Origin of the sequence: Bradyrhizobium sp. USDA 4532, from assembly GCF_024171315.1 — a bacterium.
Taxonomy (GTDB): Bacteria; Pseudomonadota; Alphaproteobacteria; order Rhizobiales; family Xanthobacteraceae; genus Bradyrhizobium; species Bradyrhizobium australafricanum.
Genome location: NZ_JALJZN010000001.1, coordinates 4217405 through 4232941, shown reverse-complemented (window position 1 = coordinate 4232941; position 15537 = coordinate 4217405). Strand labels below are relative to the sequence as shown.

The following is a 15537-nucleotide window of genomic DNA, read 5'->3' as shown; positions in this document are numbered from 1 at the left end:
ACGTTCCCGCTCGGGAAATATGCATTGAAAAGCTTAGCTTATCTTGCTAAATATTCCCGCTCGGGAAATGGAAATGGCTATCATAACAACGTCGGAACTGGGCGAAGCCATTCGGAACCGACGCAGATCGCTTGGGTTACGGCAGCAGGACCTAGCGCTCGCGGCGAACGTTGGCGTGCGGTTTATCGTCGACATCGAGAACGGCAAGGAAACCAGTCAAGTGGGCCTCGTCCTTCGGCTGCTCAGCGCGCTCGGCATAACGCTGACTGCCGAGATGAACCCGGCGCCACCTGCACGGTCGGCCGACGATGCCGAGCCCTTCGACCCAGAGCAATTTCACCCATGAAGGACACGAAGAAATTCGGCGGCGCCGGCGAAACTCTCGAAGTGCGCTTCGGAGACAAGCTCGTCGGACTGCTGCGCCGTCGCTCAGAAGAGATCCAAGACATCGAGTTCGTGTACGACGACGCATGGACGGCGGATCCGCAGGCGTTTGCGGTTTCTACCCGCATGCCGTTGGCGCAACGGGTCCATGAACCGGGCGTCGTGTACCGGTGGTTTCTGAACCTGCTGCCCGAAGGACGAACCCTCGCCACGGTAGGCACGATCCTCAAGGTTCCGGAGGCCGACGTTTTCGCGCTTCTGGGAGAATTGGGAGAGGACCTTCCCGGCGCGCTCGAGGTGTATCGTCCCGCCGACCAGCGCCCGCAGCGCAGACCGCGTTATCATCGTCTGACGGAAGCCGAGGTCGCCGAAGCGATCCGCCGACTTCCGGAGAAACCGCTTCTCGTCGGCGAAGAGGGCATCCACATGTCCTTGGCCGGCGCGCAGGACAAACTTCCCGTCGTCAGATACCCAGACGGTGGCATCGGCCTCGCGCTCGACGGCGCGCCTACGACGCACATCCTCAAGCCAGCCAACAAGCATCTCAACAATGCGGTCGAGAACGAAGCCTTCTGCCTTCGTCTAGCAGCCAAGGTGAAGCTGCCCGTCGCCGAGTGCACCATCGGCAAGGCCGAGGACCTCGATTATCTTCTGGTGAAGCGTTACGACCGCGAACCCCATGGGCGAAGCCTCCGGAGAGTCCACCAGGAGGACTTCTGCCAGGCGACCGGCCACATCCCCTCGACGAAGTACGAGTCCAATCCGGCGAGCAAACTGCGGGGACCAGCGCTGAAGGACTGCTTCGACGTCTTGAGGAACACGCAAGGCGGCGCATTCAATGCGGCGCGTTTTCTCGACTACGTCATTTTCAACGTGCTCTGCGGAAACGTCGACGCACACTCGAAGAACTACTCATTGCTCCTTCTGCCCGGCGGAGCCGTTGCGATGGCACCGCTCTACGACGTGGTGAACGGCGACATCTATCCGGACGTCACGCGCAATCTGGCGATGAAGATCGCGGGCAAGAACCGTGGCCACTACATTCACGCGCGGCATTGGAACAGCATGGCCGAGGAGAACCAACTTTCGGCCACGCAGGTGCGGCGTCGCGTTAGCGGCCTATCTCAAGTTGTTCTCGAAGCGCTGCCGTCCGTGGTCGACGAACTGAATGCACTGAAGGCCTCGCCCGTCTACAAGCGGCTTTCCGATTACGTCGCAGGTTATTGTCGCGACATGCTGCGCAATCTGAAGACCCATGTCGCTGACGAGCCGGCTGAGGCGCTTGAATCCGAGAGCGCCGCGCGCCCGCCGGGGTTCTCCTGATTGCCTCGAGATCGTGGCGAGAGAGTCGACGTTGGAACGTCGATACGTAGCCGATGCGCAAGCCGAGTTGGGGTTCTTCCTGCCCGTTGTGATCCAGCGCAGAGAGCGAGACGCCCAGCATCCTATCTGAAGGGGCGACACTCGTTATTATCGATCATTGGACTTTCAGGGGGGCGCTCCAGGTCGGGTCTACGGGGCCATCCCGGCGATGATGATGCCTCGCGGCAAGGCGAGCTGACGATCGAGAAGACGGTCGTCGGCCGTGTGTCAGACCGCGGCTCAACATGCTGCTCCCGGAGCGCTAGAGGGCATACGGCTAAACATCACCAGCATAGTTCATTTCCCAAATGCGACGTTGCGGTCGATTAAATCAAATGAAGAGATACGGACTTTCCTGAGCAACATGACACGGGGAATACGCGCCTCGTGATCGAGCTGATCACTAGTTTTCTGCGGGAGCTCAAACGTAGAAAGTCGTAAGATTGTTGACGTTCAAGCCAAAACGCGTGGCTATTCGAGCGAATCCGTATGATAGGCAGCAATCCTTGATATAATTTTCCTCGATTGTCCGTGATTGAACGATCGTCTATATCAATCCAAAGTTGAGATGCGCAAATTGGTATTCTGTAATTCGTATGCGAGCAGACGCAGGCGGTAATCCCGTCAGGCGCTTGGGCGATCGCAGCTTGAAAGGGAACGCCGGCGCGGTAGCGCTCGAAATTGATCGATGTAAACGTCCGGAGCGTGGCGACGAGCACGGATCCAATTGCTGCCGGAAAGTGTTCTGAGTTGCCGACACGGTAAGTGGCGTTAATCGCGCAGCCTACGAAACACCAGTTGGTTTGAGCGATTGCAGCCAACCTCGCTGCCGCCATTGGTTCGACATAAGGTTCTTCTAAAGCTGGAAGCCAAGCAGGACGGGCGCCAACCCTGACGCATGGATGAACGATTCTTCGATGATTTAGTTGGACTCGAATTGAATGGTGAATGTTCGCGTTGCTGATTGGCAATACGCGCGCTTTCGGCGGTATAAGGATCACGTATGAAGATCGCTATAGTTCTGGCCACTATCAATGCGCCTCACAGCAAACAGCTGGACGCGCAGACGCTCGTTTTTTGTCTAAACGATCCAGCTACCGCTAAGACTGTGCCTGGACACATGGCAGCTTTCTTCGGTGAAGTTGAGCGGTCCTTGCAGAAAGAGTTCGCACATCAATTCGGCATCAGCGATGCGCAGCTTGTCGCTTCTGCAAGAGCCTTTTCCTGCTATTCCGGTGAGCATTATCCGTTGGCAGCGTAATATCTTCGATATCGCTGTCTCCACTTCGCCGGCGTCAACGAGCTATAACTTGTTCGCTGAACGTCTCGCGGAAAAGATTGGCGGGAGCAAGCGCTCCCGGCGTTTCGCAAGGTGACCTGCCACTGCATATTTCCTCAAGATGGAGTTAGAGTCCGGCCCGAAGAAGGATCGACAGATGAAGCGAGCAAGGTTCACGGAAGAGCAGATTATCGCGGTATTGAAGGAGCGTGAGGCTGGGGCGAAGACGACTGACCTGGCTCGCCGGATGCGCGATGCGCTGCTCAACGAGACCCTGTTCTTCGATCTGGATGACGTCCGTGCCAAGCTTGCCACCTGCGTTGCCGACTTACAACATTCGGCGGCCTCACTCGTCCCTGAAATACCTCACCCCTGCGGCCGACGCCGCTCACCTCACCGCAACGGACGACCGGCTACGCAACTCCGACCAGCTCTGCCGGTCGTCCGTTGCTCCACCCGCGCCACGTGGCGGACAAGACCTCAAGACTCTAACCGCCGCTGGATGAAAGTTCAGTGGCAGGTCAAAGGAGATCGAGCGCTCCTTCGGCGTTGGGTTGGGGGCGCGCCCAGCCAGGCCGTGCGAGCGCGTCGTTGCTCAGGCGGCTGCCGGCTGCAATGAGTACGGCTTGATCAGGAGCTCAAGAGGAAGCTTCCAAGCTTCGTTGATCCTCCGGATCATATCGATCGAGAGAGCGCGCTTCCGATTCAAAACCTCTGATGCACGCGATCGCGATCCGAGCAGCTCCGCGAGTTCGGCTTGGGTGTGTCCGAGTTCATCGATGGCAAATTGGATAAGCTCGATGGGATCCATGTTACTATCGATCGGCCAGCGTGTCGCCTCGTAGCGGCTGACCAGTGTCGCGAGAAGATCGAGCTTGTCGTCATCCTCCGAACCTTCGACAGCATTCCAAAGCTTCGCGATCTCCGCGAGCGCTGCGGCATGGTCCTCATCGTTCTTGATCAGGCGAATTTCCATGTTGCGTCCTCTAAAACATCGAAACCGTCAAAGCGTCGATTTTGTCGTATTCGGCATGGGACCCGATGAAATTCACGTAGGCGATTTGTCTCCGGAAATGGATCATTACGATCAGCCGATAGTTACCGCCCGCGACCTCAAACCTTGCACGCTGAGCATTCAAGATCACCGCATGGGGCGCAGCCTGCCGGACCTCATCCATCGACGTCCAACTGGCGGCTTCAACTAGGTTCTTGAACCGCGTAAGGGAAGTTTTCGTCTCCGGATGCTTCGCCGCGTAGGCTGCCAAGGTGCTCCAAGCGATAATTCTCATGCCCGAAGAATGTTCCCTTTTTGGGAGCGTTTGTCAATCTGTCGAGGCGCTTTTCCATTGCATCTCGCCTTCAACCTATTGAAAAGAAGTAGTTTTTTTGGGGCGCGTGACACGAATTGGATCAATACGATCTTACCTCAGCCCACCTCGCGGGGCGGAACTTGAGCATGCCGACGATGTCTGAAAGGGCCGACTGACCGAGCCAGGCGGCGGGGTCTCATGAGAGCCCGGTCACGCCGTCGGGCCGTTCGCTGCCGGATAGCAGCGGCAGAACCTGAAATGTACCAACCTTGGCTTGAACTGAGACCCCATTGCCTGTCAGCTGCGCAGCCGCGATTTTAGCTGATTGATCCGATTCTTGGAAAAATCGACATTTTTGTTCCATTTCAAAGTGATCCCTACTTGAGTATCGCAAGTTGCTAAGCGCGGCGGTCGAGAGGTAGTTCTCGTTGTGCTCGTATGGCGACATCCGCTTGGTGGCTTGCACCCGGATCTGAGACGATCTTCAGAGGGAATTGACCGACCGGCCTTGCGAATTCCATCGCAACGTTGCCGCCTGCTTGAGCGACCAGCGCCTTGAGGCGATCGAACTCGCCGCACCAGATCATTTCCATGTCGCGGTCACGATTTGCATCGCGAGCTTCGGCCGAGCTGCCGATACCTACGGCGCGCACCTGGAGGAGATCCGATCTCGATCCACCCAAGAGTTCTATTCCGTAGCCAGGATTGGCCGCCTTACGCAGGACGATCTGGCCATTCTGGACCCAGGCGGTCGCCATTCCCTCCGATACCTCATATCCCAGGCTGGCAAGACCTTCGAGCACCGCGCGCCTGCGCTCGGCGGCTGCCATTGCCTTGAATTCTTCCTCGATGAGAAAGTCTGCGCATTTGACGAGGTGTTGTCCATTGTTGAGCGTCGGCGAGGCGAGGGTCTCCTCGATCTCGATCAGCATCGCGGCAGCCTCCGCTGACTTCATTACGGAAAGCTCGGCGCGTCGCGCCCGAAGCTCGTCCGCTAGTTGCGCCCTGGCGCGGCCATCCTTCACGGCAACGGCCAGGTCCAACAGAACGCTATCTGCGATGAGCGATCTTCGAGCCGGCGGCTCCGCTTCCAAGAGAGCGACACGGGCGGAGAATGGGGAGAAATCGATGCCGAGCCCGCGCAACTCGCCGAGAAGAGCATCGACGCGCCCCAGCGCGGGATCCTCCATCTGCTGAGGCTGTCGAGCGATCCATTCCTGCAGGGTGTCGCGGCGCTCACCTGCTCCTAGGCGAGCAGCAAGCTTCCGTTGCCGGTCCGTTGTGGTATCCTGTGCCGCCTCGGAAGGAAGCAGCAAGAGCGCCTTTGCCATGGCCGCTTCCAGGCGTTCGGAAGATGCCGCCGAGCCACTGAGCTCGCTTCGAATGTCGACGGGAATCTCGACCTTCAGACCTTGCAGCCTCTGTAGCAGCGCCTCGGCTGCGGCTTTCGAACGCCTCAAATCACGGTTCGAACGGGCCGCCATTTCGGCAGCGCGTTCGATCCGGCGCTCGGAGTCCACCTGAAGGAAGCCGATCTCGGCGGCAACCTGCTTCTGGAGTTCAATGAAACGATCGGCCTCGAGCAGGCGACGAAGTTCATCTCTACGGGCTACGACCCTGTCGATGTCCTTCTGCTCAACCGTTCCGTTACGTCTGCCCGCGGAAGTCCAGCTTTCGATCGCCGCGTCAAGCCGCGCCAGATTGCGGCGACAGATCGCGATGATCTCGGCTCGGGTAACGATCCTGAATGCCTTGGGTCCGCTCATTGCAATGCTCCCCCACGAAGTGCGTGTTCGACAGCTTTCTTGAGCCGCTGGCGTTCAGCGTCTGGGGCATGAGCCCAAGCATACGACGAAACCCTGTGGACGTAAGGGACGGCTCTTCCCAACACGTTGGGACGCCAGATTTCGCGGGCACGCGCTCTTTCCAGCAACCGATGTCGCGGCGCGTCGCATTCCACGCCGATCGCGTAAAGGCCGGTCCGGGGATCGGTTACGGCGAAATCAAGGCTGAATGCGCCGCCATCGCGGGCTCGACTGGGCTTGTAGCCGTTCGCCTCCAGGAACCCTTCGACTGATCTTGTGAAGCCGTCGTCCTCATAACTTCCAGAATCGTTGTGAGGGCGCTGTTCGCTGACCATGCGGTCCAGAAGCGTCTTTCCGGAATCTGTAAGACCGTCGGAGATGGTCCTGGCATATTCGAGATAGCCTTGCAGATAGTCGCGCGGGATCCTGGGTCCGCTCCGCCTGGTCAATAGATCCGATATCTCCGATACCGGCATGGATGTGGCTATGACCACCTTCTGTCTTGCGCGCGTCACGGCGACGTTCAGGCGGCGCTCGCCGCCAGCGTGCCCCAGCGCGCCGAAGGTCTTGCGGAAGACGCCGTGCTCGTTGCGACCAAAGGTCGTGGAGAAAACGATGATGTCACGTTCATCGCCTTGCACATTCTCCACATTCTTGACGAAAAAGCCCATGTCCTCGCCATGCTCGACACGTTCGCGCTCGCGCATCAATGCCTCTCGGAATGCTGCATCGTCTTCGGCGCGATCTTCCAAAGCATCTTCTATGGCGTCGGCCTGCTTGCGGTTGAACGTGACGACACCGACGGATGGCGGCGACGAATCCTCCCAAAGCTCGGCTAGGTATTGCACGACATCGCTTGCTTCTTTTTGGTTCGTCTGGGCCTTGTAAGTGCCGTCGGAGCGCACCACTTCGATCGGCTTGAGCCTGCGAATTATTTCTTGGGGATGGCGAACGGGGACGCTGAGTGTGTTGCCGTAGAACGATGCGTTCGAGAATGAAATCAGCTCTCGATACTTTGAGCGATAGTGCACCTGCAGAGTGCGGGTCCTAAGGACGGAGCGGGCGAGTTGGAGGAGGTCAGGACAATCCTTGATTTCTCTGCGATTCCACGTCTCCGCGAAGGCCTCGCGTTCCTCCTCGCTGGCTCCCTCTTCTGGTTCTTCACCATCGAATATCGCCGCTTCGTCGTTCTCGACCCTACTTGCGAAGAAGGAGGTCGGCGGCATCTGCTTTTCGTCGCCGCTGACGACAACGAGCCGGCTTCGGAATAGGGAGGGCAGGGCATATTCAACGGGCATCTGCGAAGCCTCGTCGAAGATGACAGTATCGAATAGTCCGGCGCGCGGTTGCAGAACGCGGCTTGCGACATCCGGTGTCATGAGCCAGACCGGCCGGAGCGCGAAAAGACCGAGCGGAGCGGCGCGATCGATGAATTCGCGCAATCTGAGCGCCCTTGGGCCACGGAGCCTGGTGATTGCCTCCCAATCGCCGGTCGGACGCACGTTTGCTGCATCGATACCTTGGACGAGAAGATCGCGGTTGTACTGCCTGATCTGCGCGTCAGCTTCAGCGAGCGATTTTATCTTCGCATCTAGCTCGTCGGCGTCGAACAAGACGTCAGGATTTGTGCCCTCCATGTCGGCCTTCCATGCCAAACGGGCCTCGCGCCCTATGGTGGCGCGAATGCAGGCGTCGAGGTCTTCGGAAGCCACTTGCGCAAGTTCGCTCTCTCTGGACCTGAGCGTTGCGAATATGGCGCGCTCCTTGGCGTCCAGTCGCGAAGATCGAAGTCGATATTCCTGGTAGTTATGGAGCATCGGCAGGGCCTGCGCGATCTGATCAATGGCGCTCGCATTGGAGCGGCCATTCTCGATTGCCGAGCGTCTCGATCCGAGCCACAGTTCGTCGAAATAGGTCTTGAGCTGCTCCAAGGCGGCGCGGCTCTCCTCTCGGGTGTCATGCCTGGTGAGCGCGAGATCAGCCCGCTCAAAGAACGTGCCGAGCTCTTCGGTGGTTCCGGCGGACAACGCTCTATCGAGCTCAAGCCGGCTAGGGCACCGATCTATGAGCGAGTTGTGGCCGCCCAGACCATTGAGGAACGAGCTGAGACGCCCGGCGAAATCGGCGAGCTTGCCGGGCGATAGATCCAGACTGGGGGCGCGGCCGAACAGAATCGTGAAATATTGCTCGAGTTCGCGCCGTGGCTGGCGTATGGCCAATTCGAGCTCGACCGCATAATACAACGAGCTGATGGCGTCGCTATCTTGCGGGAGCTGCAATGAGGCAAGGAGTTGGCGTACACGGCGCGTTCGTAGCCAATTGAGCGGGTTGATCCATTGTATGGCGCTTGCCGGCAAGCGCACTTGGCCCGCGAGCTCTCCAGCGGAGCAGAGCTCTTCCTCATCTAAGGCGATGAGTTTGGAGCAAAAGTTTGGCTTGTAGGACGGACCGTCGAGCGATGAGAGGATTTCTTTGATCGCCGATAGGCCTTCGAGAATACGTCTAGCTTCCGATGTCCCATCCTCGACGTTCCGAAACAGCGGCCGCAACCGAGCGAGATTTGCGCAGACTGAAGCGCTGATCGAGCGCAGCTCATCTGCTTCGGCAAGCCAGGAACGAAATTCCACGGCATCCGATATTTTCAGGCAATTCGCTGTCTCAGCGTCGGTTTGCTCCCGCCGGGCGTCGGCTTGTAAAAATGCTTGCAGATGCGAGGCGAGGGCGGCGGCGGTTCCTCGGTCAGGACTGAACGGCTTGAGGGCGGATAAGGGATTGTCTTCGAATTTCGATGCAAGCCAGGATTTCGCGAGCGGCCCGCAATTCTCCTCGATCGTCGCCACGTCCGCTGGATGTAGATCAGCCAATAGAGAGCGGAGTTCAGGGGCATCGATCGGCTTGGTCTTGCCTTCTTCGATCTCGAGCAGTTCGCCAAGCATCGTTCGATACGACAGTCCGGTCCGATCGTCCACGGAATGAAGCGCGATCTGACGGCGGTCCAGCTCCATCTCGAGGGTCTCGATGCGCGCAGCCAGGCGATCGCGCTCGCGCTTCCAGGCCGGAGACCCGCCAGCAGGCTGGTTGTGCAAAGCCTGAACCTGCGAACGGATTGCGCCGACGATCGGCTCGCGGTCGCGATTGGCGTCGGTAATCATGACGAAGCGGTCCGTCAGACGTTCCTTGTCCAAGCGTTTGCGGACCACTTCGAGGGCGGCTTGCTTCTGGCAGATCACGAGAAGCGATTTTCCGGTGCCGATCGCGTCCGCAACCATGTTGACGATGGTCTGGCTCTTGCCGGTTCCGGGAGGCCCTTCGATCACGAGTCCGGGGGCCTGACGTGCTTCGAGCACGGCCGCCTCCTGTGAGGGATCGCTGTCCGCAGTAAAGTAGCGGTCGGCCTCTTTCACCGGAGGGAATGCCGAAGATGCCGCCTGCTGTTCATTCAGGCGCAGAGCGGCCTCGAGTGCCGTGGCTGTCGGCGGTAAGCCGCGGAGGGTCTCGAGATCCTTCATCACCGCTTGGCCCATGAAGGCCAAGTGGAACAGCACGGCTGCTGGCACCAGCTGACGCTCTTGGGCGCCGACCTGGACGTCTTTTCCGGGAAGGGCCGTCAGTTCATTGCCGGCTGGCTCGGCCAATCGGCTGAATGCGTCCATCGCCGCCTGGACCGACAGGCTCGCATGGGTCAGAAGCTCATTGGCAGCCTCTTGCCAACGTCTCGCCTCCGGGATGCCGAGCATGGCTTCGAGCGCCGGGTTGACGAGAACGTGCTCGACCTCTGTGTCCGGGTTTTTCTCGCGTCCATAGCTTAAAGTGACATGACCGCGGTTTCCGACCTCGGGATTGATGCGGACCGGCCATAGCAGGACCGGGGCGATCCGGGGCCTGGCGTTCGGCCGATGATCGCGCATGATCAGGAACGGAAATCCCATGAACAGGCCATCGATGCCGGTGTCACGCTTGTAGAGCAGCGCGTGGGAATGCAGCGATCGCAACCTTCGCTCAAGGCCATCGTCATCGGCGAAAGCTGCTGGATCGAGGTTCACGATCCGGCTCGTGCGACCAATCAGTTGATCGAGAATCTGAGCCGCCGGCACTCTGGACGTATCGAGCTCGGTGAGGTCGATCCTGGTCGACTTTCCGATCAGCATCCGCGTCAGCGGACCGCGCAAAACCCCGCCCGAAATCCGCTTGGCGAAGAAGTCGAGGATGGTGGACACATAGCCTTGCTTTGGAAGCGGTCTCCAGGCGCCCAGTTCCACACAAAGAAGGGCGAGCGCGCGGCCAAGCGGCATGCGTCTGTCGAGGCGAAACTGATCCGCCCATTCGTCGACCTGCTGGATGCCGCATCTGGCAAAGTTTTGAATGCGCTCGTCAATTGCCTGGTAGATCTCGCGACGCGGCCGCCCAAGCAGTTGCATCGCTTCCTCGGCCGAAAAACTGCCAAGCCCTGCTGTGGACGCTTCCTTTTCTGCTTCTTCGATGATCTCGGAGGCAGAGCGGAACTGGTTCGAGGTCGCGCTGAGCAGGATGATGAGGTCTTCTTCCGCCGAGATGCGGCGCTCGGTGAGGGTGGCGACGCCAGCATGATCGCTGTCGGGAAAGAGCTTTCGCCGCTCCTCCCACAGGGCGGTCAGGCGGGCCATCGAGGTCGACAGCAGGTGGACGCGCAAGGCGTCCTCCTCGACCGCGATTTCGAGTTGGTCCAGTCGCTTTCGAACCGCATCCGAGCGGACCTTCAGACGCCAAAGCCAATCGTCCGCATCGATTTTCCGGAGCAGGTCGGGGGCCGGCCCCGTGATCAGAGTGTAACCGTCGCTCGGGTGATCGAGTAGCCAAGCGGGGGTGACGATGTTGCCCCTGACGATCAGTGGCATCGAAGGATTGAGCGTCTTCAAAGAGATGGAGAGCTTCAAATCCTCCTGAAGATGTTCGGTTCGCACGATTTGCCGAAGACCTGCCGCAATCGCCGCCTCGAAGCCGGCTTCGGACGCCCAGCTTGCAACAGCGCCCCTGAGGACAAGGGCCTTGGCTTGGTCCCAATTCCCAGCTTCCGCCGCCGCCAATGCGAACATGTTTGCGGAGCGATATTGTTTGCCACCCAGAGAAATCGAGCTTTGCCCCTCCTTCTCGCCCGCTGCCTCAGCTGCCGGTGCTGATACGCTCTCTCCGCGCAGCCATGCCTGAACTTCCTTCCACTGCCAGCGCTGGCGCCTGTCACGGGCCAACAGGCCCCGCAGCAAGGTGCTGATCCGCTCGTCCAGGTTTTCGGGCAGGTGTACGCCGTTGGTGAGAATGTGGATCAGAAAGGCCTGCTCATTGATGCCTCCGAAGCAGGCGCCTTTAGTGATCTTCTCCAGCAGGATCATCCCCATGCTCCACCAGTCGGAAGCTGGAGCTACGCCGCCGGCGATCGCCTCGGGCGCCATATAGCGGGTGGTTTCGAGCGGAGACACGATATCGAGGTCGAATTCAGACAGCCGTGCCGATCCGAAGCCGCCGATGACAAGGTCAAGCGGCTCTTTTGACCGCACGAAGACGACGGAAGGGCGCAGATCTCTGTGCCGCAATCCGGCTTCGGTGAGCGCATGAACTGCCTTGCCGAGCTCGCCAACCAACGTCGCAATGGTCGCCGGATCGGCAGGATCGACGGCAAAATCCGCCAAAGTGCCGCCCTTGAATTCCTCCGCGACCTCGTAGGCGCGCTCTTGCCAACGGCCGGTCGCGAAGAATTCGGGGACATGATCTCGAGGAAGCTTTACGAGCAGATCATAGATCGCTTGATCCGGCTCCGAACCTACGGCGTAAAGTGTAAGTATTCCACGTTGTCCATCTGAGGCGCGGGTTGCGACGAAGCGCTCGCGAACCGCGCTGGACGAGGCGATTCGATCCTCCAGACGCCAACCGTCGACGACCGTCTCGGTCTCTGGCGGAAGCTCCGGCGCGGGAAGGGGTTCGGCTGGTAAGGGCGGCTCAGCACTTTCGATGATCGGCTCGCCGCAGACGCCGCAAACCAGGTCGCCGGGAGAGCCCTGATGACCATTTCGGCAGGTCGGATCTTTCGACTGCGACGTCGCCCGCGGACCAGGCTTCGGTTTTGTTGTGCCGGGAGCCGTTATATCGACCGGCGACAGGTCCCAGCCGCAGGTTTGTCCATTCACCACGCCTTCACAGAAGATTTCGGTGACAGGCCGTTCGGTCGTGCAGTTCGGGCAAAGTCTGATCATCATTAGATTCTAAAGAGAAAGGAAACGAGTATCTTCCGAAGTTCCAAGCGTCGATCCGCCGTCTTCGAGAATATGTCGCAGCCGCCGGAAATCGCCGCGCGCGGGAATGCCGGCAAGCCAGAGATCGCCATGGTCGTCGAACATGATATCGAACGCGCGGTCTGTTTCGTCGATGCGGCGCTCGAAGCTTGCAAACCGAGCGCGGCCCAGGGGCGTCAGCAGGTGCAGTTCCTGATTGTCGCTGCCACGAAGCGCGAGAGTTTGCGTCTCATTAATATCGAATGGCCCGGAAACGATCGCGTCGATGAGAGAGGTCGAGATAGCGAGTGCTCCGCAGATCGCAGTCCATGGGTAGCCGGTAAACACGAGGATGTCCGCATCCGTTCGGCCGCGAAGCTGTGCCAATAGATCGAACAATGCCTCACGCTGGTCAAAGGGCTCTCCACCCGAAATCGTGATCCCATCGGCCGCCGACAGCCATGGTGAAACAGTCTGGACGACGTCTGTTATGGTCGTTGTTCCGCGTCCCTGCGCCCATGTGTCCATGGAGATGCATCCTGGGCAGCGAATCGAGCAGCCCTGGAACCAGATCCCGATCCTGCGACCGGGCCCAAGCGTCGTGATCGGGAAATGGATGCGCGATAGATTGATCATCATGCTCATACGGACTGCTCGCTCACGAGATCAATCGAGGTCGATGGCGCGGGGCGGACCGCTTCGATCCTATATCTGCGCCCGGTTTCCGCTCCGCGATCGAACAGAGCCCGCGATAGCGGGTTGATGAGGTGAGCTTCGACCTGGTTGCGGATGCCTCGGCCGCCATTGGAAAGATCAGAAACGCAGAGGCCGCGAAGCACCTCGCGGGCACTTCCGCTCATGGTCACGTCATGGCCCAGCGAGCTGACGTCCTTGAGCAGGTTGTCGACCATTGAATCGAATATCTCGTTTGCGACCTCGGGGCGGATAAAGTCGAAAACGATGACGTTCTCTCCGATCCGGTTCAATATCTCGGGCCGGTTGAGGACCTGCTTGAAGTGCCTTTCGATCTCGCCGCGCACCTTGCTGCGTACCGCCTCGAAAGTCTCCTCGGGCGTGACATTGGCAATTCTCTCGCCGGACGGCCCCGGTACGTAGATGCCTAAATTCGAGGTGAAGACGATGAAGGCTTCTGAGAAATAGACCCGATCGCCCCGGCCGGAGGTGAGGACGCCGTCGTCGAGAACCTGCAGGAATTTATCGAGAATCCTCGGATGAGCCTTCTCGATTTCGTCGAACAGGACGACGCTGAATGGCTTTTCACGGATCGCGTTCGTGAGCTCGCCGCCGACATCATATCCGATATAGCCAGGCGGTGCGCCGATCAGCCGCTGGTCGGAGTGCTCGGCGCTGAACTCTGACATGTCGAAGCGGACATACGCGGATTCATCGCCGAACAGCAGGCTGGTGATGGTTTTGGCAAGCTCCGTCTTGCCGACGCCGGTCGGCCCGGCAAGAAAGACCACACCTCTTGGCCGGCCGCCGCGCGGCGATTGTCCGATCCCGGTCACCGCTCGTTTGACGATATCAAGCATATGCGTGACCGCGTGGGGCTGTCCCTTGACGCGGCGTCTGACGAATTCTTCACCCGAAGTGATCTTGTCGCGGTTGATCTTGCGCCAGGGATCCTCAGTCACGCCCACTTTGAAGCGCCGAACGGCGTCCCCGATACGATCGAACTGCACGCCTTCGCTGCGGGCGAGCTGCGCGACAGCGCTGACGTCGAGCAACAGAAGCCCTTCAGTCTCGTCCACAAATCCTTGCGTACACTTTTCTAGGTCCGATTGGCCCGCGTTCTGCGCGCCGGGTAGGCTGCGGACAAGGGAGCGGATCATGCTGCTTCTCGCCAGATGATCCGGTCGGCCGATGGGGACGTGTCTGACTTTCGGGTTTCCGATCAGAAACCAATCGGGCAGATCACCCTCCTTGTCGACGATCCAGACGACGGTATTGAAGAAGGGAAGGCGTTTGTCGCCTGCCGGACGCGCCCGCGCCGCATGAGACAGGATCAGCGCCCGGGAGAAAAGCTGGTGCTCGGCAGGTGATAATGCCTCGTTTCGTGCGACCAGTCTCGAGGCGAAGTCCACGACCAGGGCGGAGGGCTGGCCTTCAGCCGTGACGTGCCGTTCAAGCGTCGTCGACAACAGATCGATCCCGCCTGCCGCAGTGCCATTGGTCGGCACTAGACCCAATTGAGTGAGGTAACTTCCGTCGGCCCCGACGTCGCGAAATCCGTTCAGAAGATCGAACCAGATGATCCGCCCATAACCAGCTGCCTTTAAATGGTCTGGCAGGACCCTCGATAGCGGCGCTGCGGTCACCTCGCTCGGACCGACCTCGTGGATCTGAAGGTCCCGGGTATTGCCGGAGAGCACGAATTGGCTGCGCAGAGGCAGAAAGCGCAGCAAATCGCGGAGCCATCTGGCTCTTTCCACCGAACTGTCGTGCACCGAGAAAGCCCCCTTGTACGCGTATCGGGCGACTATAAGCTATCCTACTCGCCGATTTCGAGAGTATTTCTCAAGAGTCCATAGGGAAATGGGATAAGGGGCGACAAGAGCTGCAAGGCGATCGATGGAGATCAAAGGCGCACGCAGAACATCGAGGCACCATTCAACGGAGAGATCTGTACGAGCGAACGCTTCAACCTCGTATGGGATGCAATCGCAATCTCTCGGAGATCGCCTTTCGGAGGCGTGAAATTCGGACGCAATTCGCTCCTGTTAGGTCTCGCTCCCTGGTATTCGAGCGACTTTCGTTTTTTCGCGTATTCTAAACCCGCTGATATTTGGCGGACGCTTTATCAGGTAAAACATAGGCCGCTTGATCTTCCCGACCTCGATCCGGCCATACTGAACAGTCTGAAAGGCCCGAGCGTGTTCCATGTGTCTGCGCGGCGTTTTCTGGTCCGTCCGGTGTCCGTTTGCTTTCAGTTGGTGCATTACTCGCGCGCTCTGCCTGCCACAAGGTCCTCGGCGACTTGAAAAAGAGAGTCCGACGAAGTGTGACCCCCATGGTCCCCTTCTTTCGGACGCTCTGTGGAGACGCCGGGCTTCTGCTGGGCAGCAAGGACGTCGGTCAACATTGCCTCGTCCGCCGAGCATGGCATTCGGCTCGGAGGCGCCGCTGCCGACCAT

The 15537-nt window shown here is 59.3% G+C and carries 9 protein-coding genes and 2 pseudogenes; 5 read left to right on the top strand and 6 right to left on the bottom strand.

Annotated features, from left to right (window positions below; all coding sequences use genetic code 11):
- The first annotated feature begins 73 nt into the window (after nt 1-73).
- The 5 genes and pseudogenes from J2R76_RS19430 to J2R76_RS19415 all read left to right on the top strand — a co-directional run.
- On the top strand, nt 74-346 hold the full coding sequence (locus tag J2R76_RS19430) for a helix-turn-helix transcriptional regulator (RefSeq protein ID WP_253624614.1): 273 nt from the start codon (nt 74-76) through the stop codon (nt 344-346).
- Nucleotides 343-1707: a type II toxin-antitoxin system HipA family toxin gene (locus J2R76_RS19425; RefSeq protein WP_253624613.1), complete on the top strand. Its 1365-nt coding sequence runs from the start codon at nt 343-345 to the stop codon at nt 1705-1707. Before J2R76_RS19430 ends, J2R76_RS19425 begins: the two co-directional genes overlap by 4 nt.
- A gap of 1042 nt (nt 1708-2749) precedes the next feature.
- Nucleotides 2750-3007, top strand: coding sequence for a hypothetical protein (locus tag J2R76_RS19420; RefSeq protein WP_253624612.1), 258 nt, complete (start codon nt 2750-2752; stop codon nt 3005-3007).
- Between the two features lie 175 nt (nt 3008-3182).
- Nucleotides 3183-3272 (top strand): annotated as a pseudogene (locus J2R76_RS41080) (transposase); the annotation flags it as partial.
- A pseudogene (locus tag J2R76_RS19415) lies at nt 3270-3531 on the top strand (transposase); the annotation flags it as partial. The pseudogenes J2R76_RS41080 and J2R76_RS19415, both read left to right, overlap by 3 nt.
- A gap of 89 nt (nt 3532-3620) precedes the next feature.
- Here the strand turns inward: J2R76_RS19415 and J2R76_RS19410 are convergent.
- The 6 genes from J2R76_RS19410 to J2R76_RS19385 all read right to left on the bottom strand — a co-directional run bounded on the left by J2R76_RS19410 (nt 3621) and on the right by J2R76_RS19385 (nt 14850).
- On the bottom strand, nt 3621-4001 hold the full coding sequence (locus tag J2R76_RS19410; protein ID WP_253624611.1) for a type II toxin-antitoxin system HigA family antitoxin: 381 nt from the start codon (nt 3999-4001) through the stop codon (nt 3621-3623).
- Between the two features lie 10 nt (nt 4002-4011).
- Complete coding sequence (locus J2R76_RS19405) at nt 4012-4314, bottom strand: type II toxin-antitoxin system HigB family toxin (protein ID WP_253624610.1); 303 nt, start codon at nt 4312-4314, stop codon at nt 4012-4014.
- A 419-nt stretch (nt 4315-4733) separates the two neighbouring features.
- Entirely contained in the window at nt 4734-6101 is a 1368-nt protein-coding gene (locus J2R76_RS19400; protein ID WP_253624609.1) for a hypothetical protein, read from the bottom strand.
- The gene (locus J2R76_RS19395; protein WP_253624608.1) at nt 6098-12367 is read right to left on the bottom strand and encodes an AAA domain-containing protein; all 6270 of its coding nucleotides are present in this window, start codon (nt 12365-12367) and stop codon (nt 6098-6100) included. The genes J2R76_RS19400 and J2R76_RS19395 overlap by 4 nt, the downstream gene beginning before the upstream one ends.
- A gap of 6 nt (nt 12368-12373) precedes the next feature.
- On the bottom strand, nt 12374-13027 hold the full coding sequence (locus J2R76_RS19390) for a 4Fe-4S single cluster domain-containing protein (protein WP_253624607.1): 654 nt from the start codon (nt 13025-13027) through the stop codon (nt 12374-12376).
- The gene (locus J2R76_RS19385) at nt 13024-14850 is read right to left on the bottom strand and encodes an AAA family ATPase (protein WP_253624606.1); all 1827 of its coding nucleotides are present in this window, start codon (nt 14848-14850) and stop codon (nt 13024-13026) included. The genes J2R76_RS19390 and J2R76_RS19385 overlap by 4 nt, the downstream gene beginning before the upstream one ends.
- Between the last annotated feature and the right edge of the window lie 687 nt (nt 14851-15537).